The sequence below is a fragment of the Pseudovibrio sp. FO-BEG1 genome (genome assembly GCF_000236645.1).
In the GTDB taxonomy this organism is placed as follows: domain Bacteria; phylum Pseudomonadota; class Alphaproteobacteria; order Rhizobiales; family Stappiaceae; genus Pseudovibrio.
In genome coordinates this window covers 1,516,216-1,536,777 of sequence record NC_016642.1, presented here as the reverse complement: position 1 = coordinate 1,536,777, position 20,562 = coordinate 1,516,216, and the positions used below count along the sequence as shown (strand labels likewise).

General features: G+C 51.5%; 21 protein-coding genes. 12 read left to right on the top strand and 9 right to left on the bottom strand.

Annotated elements, in window-relative coordinates:
* Position 1 precedes the first annotated feature (1 nt).
* The gene (locus PSE_RS07045; protein WP_014284224.1) at positions 2-919 is read right to left on the bottom strand and encodes a LysR family transcriptional regulator; all 918 of its coding nucleotides are present in this window, start codon (positions 917-919) and stop codon (positions 2-4) included.
* A gap of 95 nt (positions 920-1,014) precedes the next feature.
* Here PSE_RS07045 and PSE_RS07040 point away from each other — a divergent pair, with 95 nt between their 5' ends.
* The 7 genes from PSE_RS07040 (at position 1,015) to PSE_RS07010 (ending at position 6,187) form a co-directional block, all read left to right on the top strand.
* On the top strand, positions 1,015-1,680 hold the full coding sequence (locus PSE_RS07040; RefSeq protein ID WP_014284223.1) for a DsbA family protein: 666 nt from the start codon (positions 1,015-1,017) through the stop codon (positions 1,678-1,680).
* Positions 1,681-1,695: 15 nt separating this feature from the next.
* Complete coding sequence (locus tag PSE_RS07035) at positions 1,696-2,598, top strand: MBL fold metallo-hydrolase (RefSeq protein ID WP_014284222.1); 903 nt, start codon at positions 1,696-1,698, stop codon at positions 2,596-2,598.
* A 345-nt stretch (positions 2,599-2,943) separates the two neighbouring features.
* The gene (locus tag PSE_RS07030) at positions 2,944-3,384 is read left to right on the top strand and encodes a MarR family transcriptional regulator (protein WP_014284220.1); all 441 of its coding nucleotides are present in this window, start codon (positions 2,944-2,946) and stop codon (positions 3,382-3,384) included.
* A gap of 35 nt (positions 3,385-3,419) precedes the next feature.
* Entirely contained in the window at positions 3,420-4,091 is a 672-nt protein-coding gene (locus PSE_RS07025; RefSeq protein WP_014284219.1) for a glutathione S-transferase family protein, read from the top strand.
* A 14-nt stretch (positions 4,092-4,105) separates the two neighbouring features.
* Positions 4,106-5,017, top strand: coding sequence for a glutathione S-transferase family protein (locus PSE_RS07020; protein WP_014284218.1), 912 nt, complete (start codon positions 4,106-4,108; stop codon positions 5,015-5,017).
* 8 nt (positions 5,018-5,025) lie between these two features.
* On the top strand, positions 5,026-5,811 hold the full coding sequence (locus PSE_RS07015) for a glutathione S-transferase family protein (RefSeq protein ID WP_014284217.1): 786 nt from the start codon (positions 5,026-5,028) through the stop codon (positions 5,809-5,811).
* An 88-nt stretch (positions 5,812-5,899) separates the two neighbouring features.
* Complete coding sequence (locus tag PSE_RS07010; RefSeq protein ID WP_014284216.1) at positions 5,900-6,187, top strand: DUF1330 domain-containing protein; 288 nt, start codon at positions 5,900-5,902, stop codon at positions 6,185-6,187.
* 12 nt (positions 6,188-6,199) lie between these two features.
* Here the strand turns inward: PSE_RS07010 and PSE_RS07005 are convergent, their stop codons facing one another.
* The 3 genes from PSE_RS07005 to PSE_RS06995 all read right to left on the bottom strand — a co-directional run bounded on the left by PSE_RS07005 (position 6,200) and on the right by PSE_RS06995 (position 8,785).
* Positions 6,200-6,898, bottom strand: a complete 699-nt coding sequence (locus PSE_RS07005) for a type 1 glutamine amidotransferase (RefSeq protein ID WP_014284215.1) — start codon at positions 6,896-6,898, stop codon at positions 6,200-6,202.
* A 96-nt stretch (positions 6,899-6,994) separates the two neighbouring features.
* Complete coding sequence (locus tag PSE_RS07000; protein WP_041768086.1) at positions 6,995-7,819, bottom strand: amino acid ABC transporter permease; 825 nt, start codon at positions 7,817-7,819, stop codon at positions 6,995-6,997.
* A 168-nt stretch (positions 7,820-7,987) separates the two neighbouring features.
* Complete coding sequence (locus tag PSE_RS06995) at positions 7,988-8,785, bottom strand: transporter substrate-binding domain-containing protein (RefSeq protein ID WP_193384399.1); 798 nt, start codon at positions 8,783-8,785, stop codon at positions 7,988-7,990.
* Between the two features lie 259 nt (positions 8,786-9,044).
* On the opposite strand from PSE_RS06995, the gene PSE_RS06990 reads away from it, so the two are divergent.
* The 3 genes from PSE_RS06990 (at position 9,045) to PSE_RS06980 (ending at position 11,996) form a co-directional block, all read left to right on the top strand.
* A complete protein-coding gene (locus PSE_RS06990) occupies positions 9,045-10,229 on the top strand; it encodes a Na/Pi symporter (RefSeq protein WP_051125888.1) in 1,185 nt (394 codons plus the stop codon).
* Between the two features lie 79 nt (positions 10,230-10,308).
* Positions 10,309-10,932: a hypothetical protein gene (locus tag PSE_RS06985; protein WP_014284212.1), complete on the top strand. Its 624-nt coding sequence runs from the start codon at positions 10,309-10,311 to the stop codon at positions 10,930-10,932.
* Positions 10,933-11,057: 125 nt separating this feature from the next.
* Positions 11,058-11,996, top strand: coding sequence for a DMT family transporter (locus tag PSE_RS06980; RefSeq protein ID WP_014284211.1), 939 nt, complete (start codon positions 11,058-11,060; stop codon positions 11,994-11,996).
* A 48-nt stretch (positions 11,997-12,044) separates the two neighbouring features.
* On the opposite strand, the gene PSE_RS06975 is transcribed toward PSE_RS06980, so the two are convergent.
* Positions 12,045-12,944 carry a LysR substrate-binding domain-containing protein gene (locus PSE_RS06975; protein WP_008552162.1) on the bottom strand — a complete coding sequence of 300 codons (900 nt, stop codon included), beginning with the start codon at positions 12,942-12,944 and terminating at the stop codon, positions 12,045-12,047.
* Between the two features lie 194 nt (positions 12,945-13,138).
* Here PSE_RS06975 and PSE_RS06970 point away from each other — a divergent pair, with 194 nt between their 5' ends.
* Complete coding sequence (locus tag PSE_RS06970; RefSeq protein WP_008552145.1) at positions 13,139-13,462, top strand: DUF1127 domain-containing protein; 324 nt, start codon at positions 13,139-13,141, stop codon at positions 13,460-13,462.
* Positions 13,463-13,692: 230 nt separating this feature from the next.
* Here PSE_RS06970 and PSE_RS06965 read toward each other — a convergent pair whose 3' ends face one another.
* From PSE_RS06965 to PSE_RS06950, 4 genes are all read right to left on the bottom strand, one after another.
* Positions 13,693-14,571 (bottom strand): LysR family transcriptional regulator, encoded by an 879-nt coding sequence (locus PSE_RS06965; protein ID WP_008552245.1) that lies wholly within the window; start codon positions 14,569-14,571, stop codon positions 13,693-13,695.
* Positions 14,572-14,999: 428 nt separating this feature from the next.
* Entirely contained in the window at positions 15,000-15,863 is an 864-nt protein-coding gene (locus PSE_RS06960) for a hypothetical protein (RefSeq protein ID WP_208998105.1), read from the bottom strand.
* A gap of 113 nt (positions 15,864-15,976) precedes the next feature.
* Complete coding sequence (locus PSE_RS06955; protein WP_014284208.1) at positions 15,977-17,812, bottom strand: adenylate/guanylate cyclase domain-containing protein; 1,836 nt, start codon at positions 17,810-17,812, stop codon at positions 15,977-15,979.
* A gap of 23 nt (positions 17,813-17,835) precedes the next feature.
* Positions 17,836-18,564: a 16S rRNA (uracil(1498)-N(3))-methyltransferase gene (locus PSE_RS06950; RefSeq protein ID WP_148266100.1), complete on the bottom strand. Its 729-nt coding sequence runs from the start codon at positions 18,562-18,564 to the stop codon at positions 17,836-17,838.
* A 195-nt stretch (positions 18,565-18,759) separates the two neighbouring features.
* On the opposite strand from PSE_RS06950, the gene xseA reads away from it, so the two are divergent.
* Entirely contained in the window at positions 18,760-20,292 is a 1,533-nt protein-coding gene (gene xseA / locus PSE_RS06945; RefSeq protein ID WP_014284206.1) for an exodeoxyribonuclease VII large subunit, read from the top strand.
* Positions 20,293-20,562: the final 270 nt, after the last annotated feature.

The following is a 20,562-nucleotide window of genomic DNA, read 5'->3' as shown; positions in this document are numbered from 1 at the left end:
CTTACACATCTTCCTCAAACACATCCCGCACTTCTCTATGGGCTTTGATCAGCTCTTCCACGAATGCCTTGGTTTTGGCTGGGCGGAAGCGGCTGTTTGGGAAGAGTGCGTAGATGCCGCCCTCTTTCTGATGCCAGTTTGGCAGGATACGTTGCAGTCGGCCTGAGGCTAAGTCATCGCGTATCTGGAAGGATGGCAGAATACAGATGCCACCGTCCCCAAGTGCACAGGCATGGGAGGTGAGCGTGTTCCAGACTGTGACCTCTGGGGATTGAAGTGTAAAGTGTGCCTCCTCCCCGTCTTCAGATCTCCATATCATCTCCGAAGGCAGTTTGCGGTGATAGATCCATGGCTTGCCTTGCAGGTCCAATGGTGTTTCAACCGAACCCAGAGCTTCAACCACTCTTGGAGAGGCTACTGTGAACTGCTGAAACGTACCGATTTTGCGCGCGATTGCGGAGCTGTCTTCTAACCAGCCGACACGGATGGAGACGTCAATTTTCTCCTTGAACTGATCAAGCTTTTCATCGGTGAAGACTGCATTGACCTGAATTTTCGGATGTTTCTTTCGCAAGCGCATGAGAGCTTTGGCGACGACGTATCGACCATAGTCCTCCGGCGCTGTCACCGTAAGCAAACCGCTGGGGATGTCTTGCTCCTGCTGAAGTTCTTGTGCGGCACGTTCTGCTTGTTCCAGAATCTCAGCGGCACTTTCATAGAACCGCTGTCCAGCTTCCGTCACCTGGAGAGAGCGGGTTGTTCGTACAAGCAAAGCTGCACCGAGCTCTTCCTCAAGCTTGGCGACCTGATGGCTGACGATAGCTTTGCCGAGGCCGAGTTTTTTTGCGGCGGCAGTGAAGGAACCGCTTTCGACAACTTCGACAAAATGGCGGAGACGATTCAGATTGTAGAAGCTCATTTTATTGTCTTTATTTTACAGACAGTGTGTAGAAATTATCTGCATTCTACAGATAGTCAAGTTGCCCTAGGTTTCTTCGCAGTTAGGAGAAACCAATGACGCACTCGTTCCTCTACATTTATGACCCGCTCTGCGGATGGTGTTATGGCTCAGCCCCTCGGCTGGCAGATCTTACCAAGAGCTTTGAGGTGGAGATGATCCCTGCTGGCTTGTTTGCCGGAGCTGGTGCTCGTCCATTGGACCGTTCGTTTGCTTCTTATGCCTGGACATCAGATCAACGGATTGCCAAACTGACTGGGCAGACCTTCTCTTCCGCTTATCGCAGTCAGATTCTGAATGGAGATGGGCGACTACTGGATTCCACGGTTGCCACGCTCGCGATGACGGCTTGTTCCATTGTTGAACCGGACAAGGGACCGGAGGCTTTGAAGCTCATTCAGGAGGCGCGGTATGTGGGCGGTGAGGACATCACTGATCTTCGTGTTCTGGTAAATTTGCTCTCCGGTAACGGCTTTGCAGACGCTGCTGTGTTGCTTCAAGGGCATATGGCTTCTGTTGAAGCAGAAACAGCCAGACGTGTTGCGCACGGACAGATGGTTTTGAACCAGATGAATGCCAGCGGTGTCCCAACTCTGGTGGCCGACATTCAGGGCGAACGGGCGCTTATGCCTTCCACGCTTCTTTATAGCTCTCAGGAGCAATTTGCAGAGAACCTCGAGGGTTTCTCTGTCACCATTCAGCAGGTCAGCCCTGCCGCTTAACCCCAAGGAAAACAAATGATTAAGTCACTTGCTCTTGCTGCAGGCCTTGCAGCAACCGCTACTCTTGCGCCTGTTGCAACCTATGCTCAGGATACTGCTGCACTGACCTTCGAGGTTTATAACCCGGGCGAGAAAGGTCTATTTCCCGTCACTTCTACTTTGATTGAAGGGCCAACCGAGGCTGTTCTGGTGGATGCGCAGTTTCAGCGCAGCGATGCGGAAAATCTGATCTCGCTTATCAAAGAAAGCGGGAAGACTCTGACATCCATTTACATCAGTCATGGCGATCCAGATTACTACTTCGGTCTGGACGCGCTGCATGCTGCCTTTCCTGATGCAAAGATCGTTGCAACACAGCCAACCGTAGAAAAGATCAAAGCCACTATTGAAGGCAAGTTTACTTTTTGGGGACCAATCCTGAAAGAAGATGCGCCACAGGAGCTGATTGTTCCAGATGCCATTGGTGGCGACAGTCTTGAGGTGGATGGAACTCCGATTGAGATTGTTGGTCTTGAAGGACACGACCCATCCCACACCAGCCTTTGGGTCCCTTCAGAGCGCACCGTGGTTGGTGGTGTGCTGGTCTATGACAACTCCCATATCTGGCAGGCTGATAACCCAACAACCAAGAAGCGTGATGACTGGCAGAAGAGCCTTGATGATCTTCTGGCTCTCAACCCTAAACGTGTGATCCCTGGGCACTTTATGGGTGAGACCAACAGCCAAACAGTGGGCTCCATCGCCTTTACTAAGGCTTATGTTGCTGCCGTTGAGAAGAATGCAGCTCTTGCCAAAACATCAGAGGATCTGGTGGCTCTGATGAAAGCGGAGTTTCCGGCTTTGGAAGAGCGCAGAACCGACGATCTTGCTCTTGGCGCCAAAGTGGTGATGGGTGAGATGAAGTGGCCTGCTGAGTAACCACAGTCTCCTTCAGCCCTCGCAGTCTTCTGCGGGGGCTTTTTCATTTTGTCTTCCCCTTCTCCCACTCGCTTCAAACTGTCACAATTTAATAGTCATGGATTTATATTCCTTGACACTTAATATACTCAGAGCTACTCCTTTGCGGGAGATCAGTGGGACAACCAAGCACTTGCCCCCAACATCAAGAGGCTGAACGGCGGGTTTCGCCGGTTTCACTGATCCCTTTTGAAATCAAGACAACAGGGGGACAGGTCAAAGTTCTTTGCAGTGGGTCATTCGCCATCTCAGCAACTTGCAACACCATGAAGTTCTGTGCGAAATAGCATTCCATCAGACAAGGAGATGCGGTTGGCCAACAAGGACATCATCATCAATTCAGATATGGAGATTGAGCACAAAGCCATGGCTCTGCTCATGTGCGCGGCTCAGGAACGCAAAGCCGAGATGGAACGCCTGATCAGCGGGCAGAACCTTTCTCTCTTGCAGCTCACCATTCTGCACGGGCTTGATAAGTCACCGACGGGCGTCATGACCGTGGGCCAGCTCAAGTCGATCATGATTGATGACAGTCCCAATGTCTCGCGTACTTTGAACAAGCTGGTTGCTCAGGGGTACATCACCAAAGAGCGCAGCGAAGAGGACCAGAGGACGGTTTTCATCAGCATTACTGAGGATGGGCGGGCAGCCCACCGCTCTGCTGATGAGGAACTGTTGAAGATGGAGCCCTCCTCTCTTTCAAAGGACGATTATGAGAAGCTCTACGAGCTGCTGCTGAAGCTTTAAGGCCTGCCCCTTTTGCACCACGCAAAAGGATTGGCATGATTACCGTTCATAATCTGGAAAACTCGCAGAGCATTCGTATCCTATGGCTGCTGGAGGAACTTGGCGTTCCCTATGAGATCAAGCAGTACAAACGGGATGCGACTACGGACCTCGCGCCAGCGGACTACAAACAGCTGCACCGGATTGGCACTTCGCCGACAATCTCTGATGGTGATGTGGTGCTGCCGGAAACCAATGCGATTGTCGACTACATTCTGGATAAGCACCCCAATGCGGTTTTACGACCTGAACCGGGTTCTGCTCAGCGGGCGCGATATCTGTTTTGGTTTCACGCCACACAGGGCAGCTTTATGCCGCTGCTGCTGGATAGCCTAATCTTCAAGCGGATGGTGTCCAAAGTGCCGTTCTTTTTGCGGCCTATCATGTCAACGGTGGTTGGCAAGGTTCGGAGTGTTTATCTGACCCCGCGGATTACGCGTATGCTCTCTTACATCGAGGAAGAGTTGGGGCGTTCAACCTGGCTGGCTGGTGAGAACCTCACGGCTGCTGACATCGTGATGGGATACTGTCTTGAGGTGGCCGAAGTTCGGGTCGGTTTTGGAGGCGAGTATCCCAAGATTGCCGCTTACCTGAAGCGGATGCGTTCGCGTCCGGCTTACAAGACAGCACTTGCCAAGAATGGTGATTTCCGTCCGTTTGCCTCCTGACCAGCGGTGTTCTCATGATTTTCCATCACAAAGACGTTTCTCCTTACTCGGAGAAGATCCGGCTTATGCTGGGGTACACCGGGATCAGCTGGTCCTCCGTGCAAGCCCCTCTGACGCCTCCGCGTCCTTCCATTGACCCGTTGGCAGGTGGGTATCGGCGCATACCAGTAGCTCAGAAGGGTGCGGATGTGTTTTGCGATACCATCCTGATAGCCGAGGAAATTGCTCGGTTATCAGAGAACCCGCAATTGTCTCCTTTTGGGCAGAGTGAAGACCTTAGCGCTTTTCTTCAGGAACTGGAGACGGATGTGTTCTTTGCCTGCGTGGCCTCCATCCCTGTTTTCGGTGTGATCAAGGCTTTGCTCCAACAAGTTCCGTTGCGGGTTATTCCGGGATACCTGCAGGATAAAAAGAAGCTGATGACTGACACGCATCTTCTTCAGCCTTCACGAGAAAATGCGAAGGCCACATGGCAGCGGTTTCTGGATCAGTTGGAGAACCAGTTAACCTCCGATTTCCTGCACGGATATACGCCCGGTATCGCTGATTTCAGTGCTGTTCATATGGTTTGGTTCCGTGAAAAGATGGATCGGCGACAGGTGTTCAAAGGGCGTCGCCTGCTCAGGAACTGGTTTCATCGGATGGCCGCTATAGGACATGGGCACCGAACGGGCATAACCACTGAAGATGCGCTTCAGATTGCCGCTCATGCAGATCCTCGTAAGATCTCTGAGGAGATGAAACGCAGTGCACTGATTGGGGCCACTGTAGCGGTCGGCCCTACGGACTACGCAACACAAGCAACGCATGGCGAGTTGGTTGGGGAGGATGAGAACCGCTGGGTTCTCGCTCGCGATACGCAAGTGGCTGGACGCGTACACGTTCACTTACCCAAACGCCGTTTTGCTTTAACCCGGTTAGCCTGAGAAATGCCATGAAAGCCATTGATCCTAAAGACTTGCGCGGTCTTCACCTTTTCTACAATCCGTATTCCAACTGCGCTCAGCGTGTGATGTTGCTGCTGGCGGAAAAAGGCATCGAAGCTGAGATGCATTTTGTAGACCTGATGCGAAGCGAGCAGCTGACGCCAGAGTATCACGCCATCAATCCGGACGCAGCGGTGCCTGCTCTGGTGCATGATGGCGTCGCAATGAACGAGTCCATCGATATTCTCGGATATCTGGAGGAACTGTATCCGACTCCCTCTTTCACGCCTTCAGATCCCACTCAGAAAGCTCAGATGGAGGCTTTGCTGAACAGTGCTGAGGCTTCGCATATGAGCATGGTAGTGAACTATGTTTACTCCTGCGGTTATGGGCGATTGCCAACCCCACGCGACGCTCAGTTTTACAAAGACCATGTCCCCCATCGAGCTGAATTTCATGCGAACAGGCTTGCGGGCCGAACTGCCAATGATCCAGAGAGAGCGAAGCAGATCGTTTTTGAGCAGTTTTCTGAATTAGAGCGTTTGCTTGAGACGCAGGAGTGGCTGGTCGGCGACCAGTATTCACTGGCAGATATTGCGTGGTTCCCGAACACGATTATCCTTCGCCAGCTGGGCTACTCCTTTAGATCTCTGCCACGGGTGAATGATTGGATCGCTCGGTTAGAAGCTCGAGAGGCCTATAAAACCAGTATTCAGTCTCGTCTCCTGAAACTTCCCAACTGGGTAATCAAGCTCAGTCTGAAAGTGCTCAGGCAGTTTGGTGGGCGGCGATAACGTGGCGCAAGAAATCCTGCGAACGGCTCACTTGTAAGCAGAGTGAGCTGGATACACACTCACGGTGTACTTGAAAGGATTTCTCTCAATGTCTGTTTTGAACTTTTCTTACGCCACGATCAAAGACATGGGCCAGTTTCAGCAATATGTGCAGGCTGCTGCAGCACTGATGGAAGAAGCTGGAGTAGAGGTTATTGTGCGCGGCACATTCTCACAAACCAAACGAGGTGATGAGTTGATGCCGCACATTGCAGCTGTGTTTCGCTACAAAGACCTTCAGAGCCTCGAAGATTTCTATACCTCCGAGGCTTACAAGAAGATCATCCCACTGCGCGATGAGGCCTGTGAGATGACCATTCAGGTTTATGAAGAGTAGCAGATAAAAGAGCTAGAGCAGATCAATCCAGCGGCGGGAGATTTCCAGGCCAAGGGCGTCTGCTTTCGGACCGTGTTTTGGACCCTGCTCTTCCAGAATTTCCTTCCAATGTGGCACCAGCTCATTGATTGGCCCATGGAAGCAGCCGTTCCAGTGATTGACCTGATCAACCGAACACTCAAAGTGGAATTGAATAGCGTAGGTAGCGCGGCCCATTTTGAAGGCCTGATTTGGCGTCATTTCGCTGGATGCCAAATGTATTGCACCTTCCGGCAGAGTGTACGTGTCTGTGTGCAGGATGAAGATGTGGTCGTCATCCTCAAAAGCGGAGATGACCGGATCCTGCTGGCCTGCCTCTGAAATCTGTAGAGGCAACCAGCCTGCTTCGACCGGATTGCCGAGGATGTTCTCTCCCCCAAATGCGCGTGCAATGAGCTGGCTGCCAAGGCAGATGCCCATTATAGGCTTATCGGCTTCGTGGAATGCCAGAATGGTGTCGCAGACATCTTTCAGGAACGGGAACTCATCATCAGCTCTCGCGTGCTGCAAGCCGCCCAGAACAACCAAACCGCTGAACTTGGAGATATCTGAAGGAAGCGGATCATTTTCTGCCATGACACGCAGATCAATGGGCATTTTTGCTTCATCCAGAGCCTGACCAAGCAGGCCGAGCGTTACGTTTTCGCAGTTTTCAATAACGAGAACTGTCATTCCAAATCCCTATTATGTGCAGCTGTGCAATGGGGTTTAGCGTGCTGCAATTATCGTTTTCTATGAAATCTGATCCTGACCTTTTTGGGAGCAGATCTAAGCTTCGTTTTCAAAGGCCCGCTTCATGCGTCTTTCCAGACCGCGGACCACCAGAGACAGTGAGACTGTCATGATGAGGTAGAGGTAGGCAACCACGTTGTAGGTTTCGAAGAACTGGAACGTGGAAGCCGAATAGATCTTGCCGAGCTGGGTGATGTCCTGCACACCCAGCACAGAAACCAGCGCACTTTCCTTGATGAGGGCGATGAAGTCATTGCCAAGTGGCGGGAGGATGTTCTTGAACGCTTGCGGCCAGATAATGAAGCGGAAGGTGTGCCATCTGGAAAGGCCAAGTGCACGGCCTGCTTCCAGCTGTCCTTCATCCACGCTCTCGATACCCGCGCGGAAAATCTCGGCAATAAATGCTGAGTAGCCAAGAGAGAGCGCGATGATTGCACGCCACATCATAGAGAGATCACGGACGCGGAGTTTGTCGATGATTTCCAGATCTATCAGAGGTGACATGATCCAGTTGTAGGCAGCGACCATCTGCGGCGCGCCCACAAAGGCGATGTAGAACAGCAGCACCAACATAGGAACACCGCGCATGATCTCCGTATAAAACGAGCACATCTCACGGATAACGCGATGCTTGGAGCCACGCCCTATGGCAATGAAGAGCCCGAAAATGCTGGCGATGAAGAAGGAAACGAACGTCACAAAAAGCGTGATGCCAACGCCTTTGTAGAGGGTCATGAAGATCTGGCGATAATCGCCGTTTGAAGCGATGAGCCAGAGGAAGAAAACAGCAAGAACAAAAGATGCGAGCAACCACCAAGGAAGCTTGTCCAATCGGGACGTTTTGGCAGAACGCTTGCCCATCGCGTTTCCTTCAAATCTGTTTGGGTTTTCTGATGAGGTGCAGAAGCCCTGAATGACGCCCTTAGGGCTTCTTATCTGGCTTATCCGAAACCCAGTTTCCTGCTTTTGGGATAAGCCACAAAATGAAATGGCGGGCACCTTGCACCCGCCAAACCAACTAAACTCTTGTTAGTTCTTGGACTTATAGTCGAAGAACCATTTCTGGTTCAAGGCATCAATGGTGCCGTCTTCACGCATGGAGCTGAGCGCCGCGTTGATTGGCTCGCGCAGGTCAGAACCCGGTGTCAGAATGAAGCCGAAGTCTTCAGATCCGATTGGGCCACCAACCACTTTGAAGCTGTCTGGAGATGCGCCCATGTAGCCAGCAGCTGCAGTTGCATCCATCAGCACCATGTCTACGTCTTCCGCACGCAGTGCCTGAACAGACGCGCCAAAGGTTTCAAACAGCTGGATGCGCTTGTTGTTTTCGTCACCATCAAGCACTGAATACACGGCGGTGTAGAAGTTTGTGGTGCCCGGCTGTGCGCCAACCAACAGGCCTGGGTCATCCGCAAATGCTTTTGGATTATCGAAGCGATCTTCATCAGCACGCACCAACATGAACATCTCAGAGGTCATGTAAGGATCGGAGAAGTCGATCTGCTTTTCACGCTCTTCGTTGATGGTGATGCCATCCATGCCCACATCAAACTGCCCCTGACGTACAGCTTCAATCATGCTGTCCCATGAGGCCAGACGCCAATCCACCTTCATGTTGAGGCGCTTTGCGATTTCGTTGAAAGCATCATATTCCCAACCAATGCCTTCACCGGTTTTTGGGTCTGCAAAGTTCAAAGGTGTATACGCATTCTCGGTCACAGCAACAACGGTGCGGCCCTTCAGATCTGGTAGGTCCGCTGCGGAAGCTGCAGCTCCAAAACCGACAGAAAGAGCAAGGGTTGCGATTGCTAGTTTAAATTTCTTCATCATCGGGTATGTCCCCTCCAAGGAAAATCTGGCCACCACGTAGAAAAATCTGGCAGAATCACACCGGGCGGATGTTGACAGCTAGCCGATCTGTGAGCAATAGGATGCGGGTGATTGACCTGTAAAATGCCGTAGTTGGCTTGATTATTTACTCTGCAAATGCAGAGGTGGTCAACGAAAGCCTTGGTGATTTCCTAGGCTGAGCGATTTGATGTTAGAAGATACGGCTAAATGTCGTGGTGAACTTTTATAGACGGATATGTCGGTGCAAAAAGATCCCCTGAACAACGACGAGCCTTATCTTGAGGATGAGCATCACATGCCATTGGGCATAAGTTTGCTCAACTGGATCTCTGTCGGATTCCTGATTTATTTTCTTCTTTGCGCTGTGGGCCTCATTGAAGCGGGCTTTATTGCCATTGGGCACCAGACCGCAGAGCAGATCTTCTCCTATGCCACCAACCCGATTGCAGGCGTGCTGGTAGGCATCCTCACCACATCGCTGGTGCAAAGCTCTTCCGTCACCACATCCATCCTGGTTGGTCTGGTTGCCGCTGGGTTGCCGATTTCGATTGCGGTGCCGATTGTGATTGGGGCTAACTTCGGAACCACCCTCACCAACACATTTGTAAGCCTGGGCTATGCTCGCGATCGTGCGGATTTCCGGCGCGCCTTTAGTGCTGCGACGGTGCATGATGCGTTCAATCTGATCTGCCTGCTGATCTTTCTGCCGCTGGAGATTGCCTTTGGCTTCTTGCAGACCATCGCCATGTGGGTGGGAGACTTCTTTACAGCGCTTGACCCAGCAGACAATCTGATCACAGCCAACTTCAACTTCGTCAATTACCTCACAGGACCGCTCATTCAAGAGATAGAAGGACTGACCTCAGGTCTATCCCAGCCTTGGAACGGGCTGGTTACTGCGGCGATTGGCTTTGTGATGATCATCATCAGCATCACCTTTGTGAGCCAGTTGCTGAAGCTTCTGCTCGCTGGTCATGCACGCCGCCTTGCAGAAAAGATGACGTCTGCAGCACCTTCCTCTGGCATCTTCACGGGCCTTGTCGCAACGCTGTTGCTGCAGTCTTCGTCAGCCACCACAAGTCTGGTCGTGCCACTTGCTGGCTCTGGCGTTTTGACCACCAGACAGGTTTATCCGTTTACGCTTGGTGCGAACATTGGCACATGCTTGACGGCTATTCTGGCGGCCTTTGCTGTCACAGGACAGCGCGAGCTGGCGTTTGAGATTGCAATTGTGCATCTGGTTTACAACGTGCTCGGCGTGCTGCTGATCTACTGCGTGCCGTTTATGCGTTATTTGCCTGTTCAGCTTGCTGAGTTCGTGGGAGATCTCGGCGCGCGTCGGTTTGTGGTTGCGGCCAGCTACGTGGTTGGCATCTTCTTTCTGGTCCCTGCCCTTGGCATTTTCCTGCTGAGCAGATAGGCTAAAGCCTTCTTCCCTATCGCGGCCTGTTTCTTGTTTTGTTGCTCGCCGCTCTCAGTTTGCTTGATTGAGTGTGCCCATGCCTTTGCAAAACCGTGTTGCTCCCAATGGAGAGCTGTGTGCTGTCTCTGCCCGTGGCATGTTCATGGGCAATCGAGGGGGCCGTATTCATGATCCAGAGACGCAAAAGCTCACAGGGCGAACTCATGCCTCCCGTCGGTGGCTGTGCTGTTCCACGACCTATAAGGACTGGCACCGGGATGTCTGGGGTAAGTTTTATACGGAGCTGTTTTTCTTTGATGAGGTGACTGCACTGGCTGCTGGCCACAGACCCTGCTTCTTTTGCCGGAAAGAAGATGCCAAGCGTTTTGCTGATCATTGGATGCGCTGTGAAGGGCTGGAAAAACCACCCAGCTCAGATGAGATGGACAAAATACTGCACGAGCAACGCTGCGGACACAAAAAATCTCCCGCTTCGCTGCCAGTGATCAACCCTCATGAGGACTTGCCCGACGGAACAGTGGTTCAAGTTGAAGATGCGTTTCTGGCATTGAAAGAAAGTACATGGTGGAGCTGGAGCTGTGAAGGTTACACGCCGGTTTCCAGCACATTGCCTGATCAAGTAACGCTGGTGACGCCACCGCAGATCATCAAGATCCTAAGGGATGGTTACGCACCGAAGTGGGGTACGTTTAATACGTAATCCTAACAGATAGGCACACGACCCATTCGTTTTTCAAATGATTTGATGACGTTTATTCATTTGTTTCATTTCGTCATTTCATGCAGGAAGTTGCTTGGAATACTTTAGATTAGCAGGAATATTTCATGACGAGTGCGAGCGATATTGATGCAGGCACTGTAATTTCACAACAGCCTCAATCACTTAGCATGTTTGACTTCTTCCTATACGGAACAACCGTGTTTGCGTGGGGATTTAGCTGGTACGCCCTGAAGTTGCAGGCTGTGATCACCCCGGAAATTGCATTGTTTTGGCGGTTTCTGTTTGCAACGTTCTTGATGTGGGGCTGGGCCAAACTGGGTGGACATAAGTTGCTGTTTCCGCTTCGCGCTCACCTCAGCTTTGCAGCGCTTGGTTTGTTGCTGTTTTCAACCAACTTCCTGCTGTTCTACCATGGCTCAAGAGAGCTTCCTTCTGGCCTACTCTCAGTGGTGTTCTCACTCGCCTCAGTGTTCAACATTGTGCTCGGGTTTGTCCTGTTCAGACAGAAAGTCAGCCGTGCCCTTGTTGTGGGGGCCGTTCTCGGTTTCTCTGGTATCTGCCTGATGTTCTATCAAGAGATTGCTGGAAGCACCTGGAACCTTGCAGCTCTTGGCGGTCTTGGGCTTTGCGCGCTGGGAACACTGAGCTTCTGTTTTGGTAACATCGTTTCAGCCCGCGCGACCGCTCAGAAGATCTCTGTGATCTCTGCCAGTGCCTGGGGCATGGTCTACGGCACCATTTTGCTGGGTGCCAATGGGCTGATGCAGGGTGCCAGCTTTGACGTTCCCTTTACTCCAGAGTTTATCTGGAGCTTCCTTTATATGGTCGTCATCGGCTCTATCGTGGCGTTTGGTGCTTATCTAACGCTGCTGGGCCGTATTGGTTCTGCCCGTGCAGGCTACGCTACTGTTATGTTCCCGATTGTGGCACTAGGTGTCTCAACTGCAATGGAAGGCTACACCTGGACAATCACATCCATCCTCGGCCTACTGTTTGCACTGGGTGGCAACTGGATCGTGTTGAGCCGTTCCGCCAAAAAATAAGCCCAGTGTTTGATGCACCGGGCCGGAAACTGTTTCGCACGAAGCCGCTTATTCGGCGGCTTCGGCATCCATCCCATTATATTCCATCGTGACATTACCGATAGACGCAACGATGTGGTGACACAGCGCATCGTGAACCGGCTCAATGGCCATTTGCGATCTGATGATTGTGATGTCACAGGGAGGAAGTGGCGGAAGACCTTCTTTCTCTCCCAGAATGCGTTGTCCCTGACGCAAAGCACTGGCTGGCAAGATTGCAATTGCCAATCCAGCATTCACCGCTCCTGCGAGAGCCGCAGCGCTGGCACTGGTGTAAACGACCTGATGCTGGATGTTTAGATGATCCAGCGCGGCGACGCCAGCTTGTCTCCATGAGCAAGTCGTTGGACCGACAGCAAGGCGCAGCGGACGTTGATCATAGACGATGTGTTCGCGTGATCCGACCCATTGCAGGGGCTCGCGGCGCACGATCTGTCCCGGCACACTGGTACAGTCGCCACTGGTGACGATTCCCACGTCCAGTTCACCCTTCTGGATTCGGCGGCCAATCTCGTTGGAACTGGAACATTCCACATCAAGATTGATACAGGGGTTCAACCGGTTAAATGCAGCAAGTACTTGTGGTAACAGTCTTTCTGCGTAGTCATCTGGCAGTCCGAGACGAATGCGTCCGGCGATCTCCGGCTCATGGAACGCAGAGAGCGTTTCGTCATTCAAAGCAACCATGCGCCTTGCATATTCGACGAGACGTCTTCCATGTTCAGTTATCCTAGAGTTACGTCCGTCTTTCACAAATATTGGTTGTCCAATACGTTCCTCAAGCTTCTTCATTTGCATGGAAACAGCGGACTGGGTTTTGTGAACAGCATCACCGGCTTTGGTAAAGCTTCCCAACTCTGCAACGGCGAGAAATGTTCTTAGCTGATCGACATCGATCGAATAAGGCATGGGCTCCCTCCCACTTGATCCCGATCAATCAATCACGATCTTGAATGGATTTCAATCGAAAACATTCTCTTGTCGAGTTACAACTTTTCGGTGATATTTGACGTATCGAACGACACAGTTCCCTTAGTTTATAACCCCCTATACCAATTCCAATGGATAGCCAGAGCAGCTTATCCAAACGGGAGAGTAGTATCATGACGCTTGCATTCCCTACCCCTTCTGAATATCGCAACCCAAATCGCGCTAATGCAGGCACCTTTGAACCGCTAACGCTCGCGCACACTCTGCATGTGCTGGCAGCCCTTCCAATGAAGCTTTGGAAGCACTACCAAGACCGCCGTGCCATGATTGAGCTGACACGCCTTGAAGATCGTATGCTGGATGATATCGGCATCACTCGGGACGACGTTTACAGCGCGCTTGCTGCTGGCGATGGCAAAGATCCTAGTTTTCACCTGCGCATCCGTGCAAGTGAACGCCGCTGCGCCGAAATTGAAAAGCGCCGCCAACGCGCATAAGGCAGTTTGTCCTTAAGCAGGACATCTCCAACTGCCTTTGTTTCTTCTGAGCATGTTCTTTTCCGATATCCCGCGACTACCTTTGGGAACATGCTTTGAAATTGTGGGAGCCTCTATTGGCGGTTCTACCCCTATTTGAACCGCTAAAAAATCATCACCCACATATCAAAAGGGCCTGCATTGCGCAGGCCCTCTTTTTGTTCTTCAGCATGTGAGTTCAGAAAACTGCGTCAGGCAGATGCTGCAGTCTTTTCAAATGACTTTGCCAAATGATCGCTCAGAGCATTTGCCGCTTTGAAGTGGCTTTCCTTACCGCGCACCAGCTTTACAACATAGTTTGGCAGTTTCGGCAGGCCTTCCAGTTCCAGCAAACCAGCATCGGAGCTGACCAGAGATGAGCGTGGCTGAATGGTGATTGCCATTCCACTTGCTGCTGTCATCTCAACAAGACCGGGATTGCTTGAGCTGTACTGAATACGGAATGCGCGATCGTCATCTTCAAGCGCCTCAACAGCTGCTTTGCGAATCCGGCATTGCTCCAGTCCCACCGCCAATGGCAGTTCCTTTTCGCTGGCCAGTTTGAAGTTGCTGCCAGCAGCCCAAACAAGGCGCTCGCTGGAAAGAACACTTCCCTCAGCGTTTTCGGCCTCATCCGCTAGACTGCCAATAATCGCGAGATCCAGTTCGCCAGCTTCGAGAGCTTTGCGCAGATCTGCTGCAGGTGCGCAGACGATGGATGCTTCCGCTTTAGGGTTGTTCTTCGAAAACTCAAAGATGATTTTCGCGGTTCTGGTTTCGTCAATGCCTTCCGCAAGGCCGAGACGAACTTTACCGGTCACTTCCCTCTCCGAGAACATCGCTAATGTCTCGTCATTCAGGCGAAGCATCTGACGCGCGTGGCGCAGCAACAGCTCGCCATCCTCGGTCAGTTTTGAATGCCGCCCTTCCCGTCGGAAGATGGTGCGTTCAAGCTTGTCTTCCATGCGGCGCATCTGCATGGAAATTGCTGATTGCGTTTTATCGAGTTCTTCTGCTGCTCTTGTGAAACTCCCAGTATCCGCAATCATAACCAGAGTTCGCAGAGAATCTAAGTCTAGTAGTGCTGTCATGTCCCCAATCCATAACAATTTGATATGAATATACAGAATTATGGAGGAAAGAAAACCGAGAGCAGGAACATATTACTTTATTTTCGCAGTCATTGCGCGCTTTTCTGGTGTTTACAGCAATTCATCACAATAATTAATATAATGAAATTAGCACTTATATTGGATTAGACTCTCGAAAGAATCCAACAGTTCAAATAAAAACTAGGTAGCGAAGCGCGAATAGAGTCCTGCCATATAATTCGGCTAGTAATTCTCACGCGAATGGAGAGTTATGCTAGATATATTCATGCAAAGTGATGATCAGGTGGACGATTAGGCTAACTTTGAACTCTTGGTCGGAACGGAAACGGAGATAATTGCAGCAAACAACTTTCTCAATTCGTGATTTTCATCACAAAAAGTTATCCTCAGATATCTGTGAGAAATTGTTACCTATGAGACAGCGTCGGCCAGAAAACACTGCAATATTGCTGCCATGCCTCTCCCTGAGCCTGCTGCATCTTAGCCAATCCCTCTGATAGGGTTGGCATATACGATTCCTTCTTCATCGGCTGGCGTGGAGTGTGCTGGTGAGTTCCATTTGTCCGTGACGAAGGTTCTGCTGTTCTTTTAGTCTGTGCTTTTTTCGGAGCAGGTTTTTCGGGATCGATACTCTGCTTTGGCGGTTCAGGAACGGTGCCCTGAAGAGCTTTGCTCCATAGATCCATCATTGGATTCTCAAAGGGCATCATTTGAGACCAGAAGGCTTCCCGTGCATCCAGAATTGGATTGCGAGCGGCTTCGGTATCCTGATGTAGTTCCGGACACCCCTTTGCAAAGCCTTGTAAGAAGGCTTCCATCATGGTGCGCTGCGGGCCAACAAGATAGTTCTTCAGCATATTTCCTTGAGAGAGCATCATCAGGATGGGCATCAGCTCCATCCAGCTCTCCATGTTCATGGCGTCTTTACGCTTAAAGTGACGCTGCATGGCCGAGGCGATGTTTTTATCACCTGCGAACATGCTCATGAACTCTGAGAGCATCGCCTGCTGCGGCATGGCAGTCATCCCCTGCCATTTGCTCGGATCAGCCCAATTCATGAATGGAAGTTCAGCTTCACCAGATGATTTGGCTCCCGACTTTTCGGAGGCCCTTTTCTCAGGCTGCATAAAAGGCATGAAGCCGTGGCTTGTCTCGCAACAGTCCTTATAAGCCTTTGCGTAGTTCTGACTGAGCATTTCCATAAGGGAAAACATATTGTTATTAGACGGTTGTAACATGAGGTTTTCCCCTCGCAAGCTTCTCAAGGCCATTTAAACACCCAACAGACGTAACGTCAGTTCCCTAATTTTGGATGTAGTATTCTGCAAATATTATGTCTAAGAGACGAAATTTGATTGAATTGGGTTCAATAGTGATGCCTGCCCTAAACAATCCGGTAGACATCAACCGCAGCTTCGCGACCTCGAAGCTGATAATCTCCTAAATGCTCGGTATGAGATTTGTCTGTGAGATGCTCCACAGTGGCATTGCTAGCCAGCGCAATCACACGAGCTTCCGGATCCACCTGTTTGCCAAGTTCCTGAAGGCGAGCTGCCACGTTCACTGCATCCCCAACCACCGTGTAGTTCATCCGTTCGATAGCTCCGATGTTACCTACGACAACCGTGCCGGTATGAACACCAATGCGAAGTCTCGGCTTCTCGGTGGCTCCCTCTTCATTCTCGAGTTCTTTTTCAAGCCTCTGAGCAATGAGGCGTACTGCATCGATTGCTGCCTGAGCATGGTTCTCCATTGTTTCCGGGGCGCCCCAGAAGGCCATACAGCCATCGCCAATGTACTTGTCAATCGTCCCGTGAGTGTGACTGATGCAGTCTGCCAACTCCTGAAAATGCGTATTGAGCAGGGAAGTAGTCTCTTCCGCTGTCAACTTGGATGCAACACCTGTAAAGCCAGCAATGTCAGAGAAGAGAATTGTCATCTCACGCAGTTCAGTACTGTTGAGTCCTTCAAACTCTCGTTCAAGTAATACTCGCACGAGATCTTTCGGCACATATCGAGAGAACGCACTGAGCGCAACACCAGCAGAGTTGAAGGCTTGGTTGGCTTGGTCGACCTCCTTCAAGCGAGATCGCGGCAAGGCACTGAGACCTTCCATATGCAGTTTACGAATGGCGTTTGCTTGCGCACCGAGGGCTACAAACGGGCTTGCAAGCTTGCGGCCAATTAAGAACATCAACAAGACCCCGACAGCCAGGAAAGCCGTGGCAGCTACAAAGATCTTATGCAAGTTATCGAAGGGTACGCTGAACTCAGAGGCCAACACGTAACTGCCAATGATGATTGGAAAGCGGTTCCCATTTCTAAGGTCATCATAGAGATAAAGATAAGTGCCATGCATATTGGTGTCGATATGCGCTTCATAGGTCGTATTGAGAGACCTGCGCTTTGCATTATGCCCCCAAATATCACTGAGCGGTGTGTTACTCAGGTCTGATATCAGCGGTATGGGCTTGGCCACGCTAGGCTTGAACTCCAAAAATGCTTCTTCTGAGCTCGCCAGAACCTGATCTCGTCCATAGAGGATGAAAGGGACTTGAGAGGCTCGCCACTTTATGCGCGCCATTAGTTGCCCGAGCAATGCCGTGGGGTAGTCCAGTGTGAGCTTGGAGATGGTGTTGTCAATTGGATTACGGATGTAGATGGCGAACTGCATGAAGGTTTCGCCGAGACTCTCGTCATAATATGGAGGAGCCCACCTGTGATGGCCAACTTCCATATCCTGCTCGCTGGGGGGGATGACCATTTTCTCACGAACAGGCTGGTTCGCATGATCCAGCTGAACCGTAATCCGGCGGCCAGTTGGGAATGTATAGGAAATCCGCTTGATGTTGGTTTGGCGAGACAGGATGGAGATCAACTGCTCTCGCAAGGCCATCGGCGCGTCATAGATCAACGGGTCTGACAGGACTTCCGCTGCCAGTAACCCCATACGCTCTTCGTTGCGGAAAAAGTCTTCCACCACCTCAAGACCGCGCTCTACAATGAGAGCGCCAGTTTCGCGCATAATCGCAGTGGTTTGCTTGTTCGTCGCATCCGATACATACAAGAGCATGGAGCCGCCGATTAAGGCCAGCAGCATGGCTGCGCCTATGCTGAAAACAGCAGAGATAGACAGGCGCCATCTTTTCTTGCTCTTTTTTGCAGAGCGATCTGTTTGGGGCTGCTTTTGAGCGTCAGCAGTCTTGTTATTCAGGTCCATACAGGCCTCCGTTTGGAGGTAGCTTAGAACCAATCTCCCAATTTTGCCTGAACAACGGCCAAAGCCGCGACGGCAGCTGTATCTGCCCTCAAAATTCGGGGGCCGAGTGGAATAGCATGCACGAAGGGTTTGCTATGGAGCAACGCCCGCTCTTCCTCTGAGAACCCGCCTTCCGGCCCAATCAGCACAGCCAGAGGTGCTTTTGGTACATCCTTCAAAGCTTCCAAAGGATTGTGGGTGCCGTGCCCTTCATCGCAGAAGATGATCTGACGATCACCTTCTTCTTGTTCCCATGTGGAGAGCAGTTTCTTGATCTGAACCGGTTCCGTCACGGATGGTACAGAAAGCACGCCACACTGTTCGCAAGCTTCGAGCGCGTTAGATTCCATACGCTCCAGTTTGATCTTTGGATTTTGGGTGAACTGAGTGATCACCGGACGCAAGCGCCCTGCTCCCATCTCAACGGCTTTCTGAACCATGTAGTCCAGCCGTGCCAACTTCAGCGGTGCAAACAGGTAGTCGAGATCTGGTGTCGGCGTTTGTTCGCGTAGTTGCTCCGTGACGATCAGTTCGCAAGACTTACGGCCAGTTGGCAGGATCTGAGCACGCCACTCACCATGCTTGCCGTTGAAGACGAGCACCTCTCCGCCCTCCTTCATACGCAGAACATTGAGGAGATAGTTGGCCTGGGCGCGATCTGCCTCCAAATGAAGGCCTGCGCGAAGTTCTTGATCGACAAATAAGCGTTGCATGCGAAACTCATAGCGTGACATGGGGGCACCATATGCCAAGCTCACCATAGATACCACGTTGCGCTTAAAGATTTGCTGGTGAGAACTTAATGTCTCAACAGGTGGAAGCGCTTCTCACGGTTCCCCTTTGCAATTGTCGCGGTCTACACTAAGAGGGAATGGTTTGATTTTTCCGCATATGAAAGAAGCCTGACCTTGTCTGAACGCTCCAACATTGCTGAGTATACCGTCTCTGAGATTTCCGGTGACATCAAACGCGAGCTTGAGGACAAGTTTGGCTATATCCGTGTGCGAGGCGAGCTGGGCCGTGTGAGCAGGCCAGCATCCGGGCATATCTATCTGGATGTTAAAGACGATAAGGCCGTCCTTTCCGGTATTATCTGGCGTGGCAATGCCTCACGTCTCAAAGTACAGCCCGAGCAAGGTCTTGAAGTGATCGCAACCGGTAAGATCACCACTTTCCCTGGTCAGTCCAAATACCAGATGGTGATTGATAGCCTTGAGCCTGCTGGTGCCGGTGCACTGATGGCTTTGCTCGAGGAACGCAAGCGCAAGCTGACTGCAGAAGGCCTGTTCGCAGAAGAACGCAAAGTTGCGCTGCCACGTATGCCGCGCGTGATTGGCGTTGTTACGTCACCTACAGGTGCCGTCATTCGCGATATTCTACACCGTATCAGCGACCGTTTTCCATTGCATGTACTGGTTTGGCCGGTACGTGTTCAGGGCGAGACTTGCGGCGCTGAAGTGGCTGCTGGTATTCGCGGATTTAATGCTTTGGAAGCAGGTGGCGTTATCCCACGCCCTGATGTTTTGATCGTTGCCCGCGGCGGTGGTTCGATTGAAGACCTTTGGGGCTTCAATGACGAAGCTGTGGTTCGCGCAGCAGCAGACTCTCAGATCCCATTGATCTCAGCAGTTGGTCACGAAACTGACTGGACACTGATTGATCTGGCTGCCGATGTGCGTGCGCCAACTCCGACAGGTGCTGCTGAGTTTGCAGTTCCAGTGAAAGCCGAAATGACCGCTCAGGTGGATGACCTTTCGCGCCGCCTGTCAACTGGCCTACTAAGATTGGTACAGTCGCGCCGGACAGAGCTGCGGGCCGCCAGTGCTGCACTGCCAGCTCCACGTGATTTGCTTGCACTGCCTCGTCAACGTTTTGATATGGTGGCTGGTCGTCTTGAGCACGGGCTGAAGATGAACACGCAGATACACCGGAACTCTCTGACGGCGGTTTCTTCCGGTTTACGTCCGATTACGCTGGAACGCCAGGTTGCTCAGGGCCGTGAACGGCTGCAAGTGCTGAAAGCTCGTGCGGCGACTGCCTTCTCCAATCAGGTTCAGCGACAACGTCTTCGTCTCAGCAACTCAGCTGGACTGCTCGGTTCTTTGAGTTATGAGCGCGTAATTGAGCGTGGCTATGCGGTGGTTCGTGATGAGAACGGTATTCCGCTGGCTAGTGCTCAGGCTGTGCAAGCGGGTCAAGCTCTGAAGCTGGAGATGAAAGGTGGAACAGTGGGCGCCGTTGCTGATGGTGGCGGCGTTACACCTACACCTCCGCGAGTAGCTGTTCCTACACCAACAGAAACTGCTGAGCCTTCAGCGCCGACCTCATCTCCAAAGAGTTTGGAAGAGCATATGGCTCAGACCAAAGCGAAGCAGGCCAAGAAACCAACACGCAAGAAGAAAAGTGTTGTCGATCCAGATGCACAGGGCAGCTTGTTTTAGAAAAGCTTACGGAGGAATACCCTCCATATCCTCATTATTGCGAGATTAAGAGATCAAGGCTATATTGAGGAAGAGAAAGGGAGCCAATGCCCCCTTTCCCGATGGCTTATTTTAGAATTGCACGGAACCAGAGGACCAGTCTGTTCCGTGCTTTTTCTATTTTGAACCTGAGTTCAAGCTTCATCCATCTACCACCTCCTTCACCAGACATTGCTACGATCGGAGTGCCTAATTTCTCCGATTGCGTGGACTGGCTCACGCTGCTGCTTT

Coding starts and splice junctions, on each gene's coding strand:
- PSE_RS06975 (WP_008552162.1), bottom strand. CDS start 12,944: ATGCCTTATTCGATCGATGTCGATCAGCTAAGAACATTTCTCGCCGTT.
- PSE_RS06980 (WP_014284211.1), top strand. CDS start 11,058: ATGACGAGTGCGAGCGATATTGATGCAGGCACTGTAATTTCACAACAG.
- PSE_RS07010 (WP_014284216.1), top strand. CDS start 5,900: ATGTCTGTTTTGAACTTTTCTTACGCCACGATCAAAGACATGGGCCAG.
- PSE_RS06950 (WP_148266100.1), bottom strand. CDS start 18,564: ATGCAACGCTTATTTGTCGATCAAGAACTTCGCGCAGGCCTTCATTTG.
- PSE_RS07005 (WP_014284215.1), bottom strand. CDS start 6,898: ATGACAGTTCTCGTTATTGAAAACTGCGAAAACGTAACGCTCGGCCTG.
- PSE_RS06995 (WP_193384399.1), bottom strand. CDS start 8,785: ATGAAGAAATTTAAACTAGCAATCGCAACCCTTGCTCTTTCTGTCGGT.
- PSE_RS07020 (WP_014284218.1), top strand. CDS start 4,106: ATGATTTTCCATCACAAAGACGTTTCTCCTTACTCGGAGAAGATCCGG.
- PSE_RS06970 (WP_008552145.1), top strand. CDS start 13,139: ATGACGCTTGCATTCCCTACCCCTTCTGAATATCGCAACCCAAATCGC.
- PSE_RS06960 (WP_208998105.1), bottom strand. CDS start 15,863: ATGGCCTTGAGAAGCTTGCGAGGGGAAAACCTCATGTTACAACCGTCT.
- PSE_RS07040 (WP_014284223.1), top strand. CDS start 1,015: ATGACGCACTCGTTCCTCTACATTTATGACCCGCTCTGCGGATGGTGT.
- PSE_RS06955 (WP_014284208.1), bottom strand. CDS start 17,812: ATGGACCTGAATAACAAGACTGCTGACGCTCAAAAGCAGCCCCAAACA.
- PSE_RS07035 (WP_014284222.1), top strand. CDS start 1,696: ATGATTAAGTCACTTGCTCTTGCTGCAGGCCTTGCAGCAACCGCTACT.
- PSE_RS06965 (WP_008552245.1), bottom strand. CDS start 14,571: ATGACAGCACTACTAGACTTAGATTCTCTGCGAACTCTGGTTATGATT.
- PSE_RS06985 (WP_014284212.1), top strand. CDS start 10,309: ATGCCTTTGCAAAACCGTGTTGCTCCCAATGGAGAGCTGTGTGCTGTC.
- PSE_RS07015 (WP_014284217.1), top strand. CDS start 5,026: ATGAAAGCCATTGATCCTAAAGACTTGCGCGGTCTTCACCTTTTCTAC.
- PSE_RS07025 (WP_014284219.1), top strand. CDS start 3,420: ATGATTACCGTTCATAATCTGGAAAACTCGCAGAGCATTCGTATCCTA.
- PSE_RS07045 (WP_014284224.1), bottom strand. CDS start 919: ATGAGCTTCTACAATCTGAATCGTCTCCGCCATTTTGTCGAAGTTGTC.
- PSE_RS06990 (WP_051125888.1), top strand. CDS start 9,045: ATGTCGGTGCAAAAAGATCCCCTGAACAACGACGAGCCTTATCTTGAG.
- PSE_RS07000 (WP_041768086.1), bottom strand. CDS start 7,819: ATGGGCAAGCGTTCTGCCAAAACGTCCCGATTGGACAAGCTTCCTTGG.
- PSE_RS07030 (WP_014284220.1), top strand. CDS start 2,944: ATGCGGTTGGCCAACAAGGACATCATCATCAATTCAGATATGGAGATT.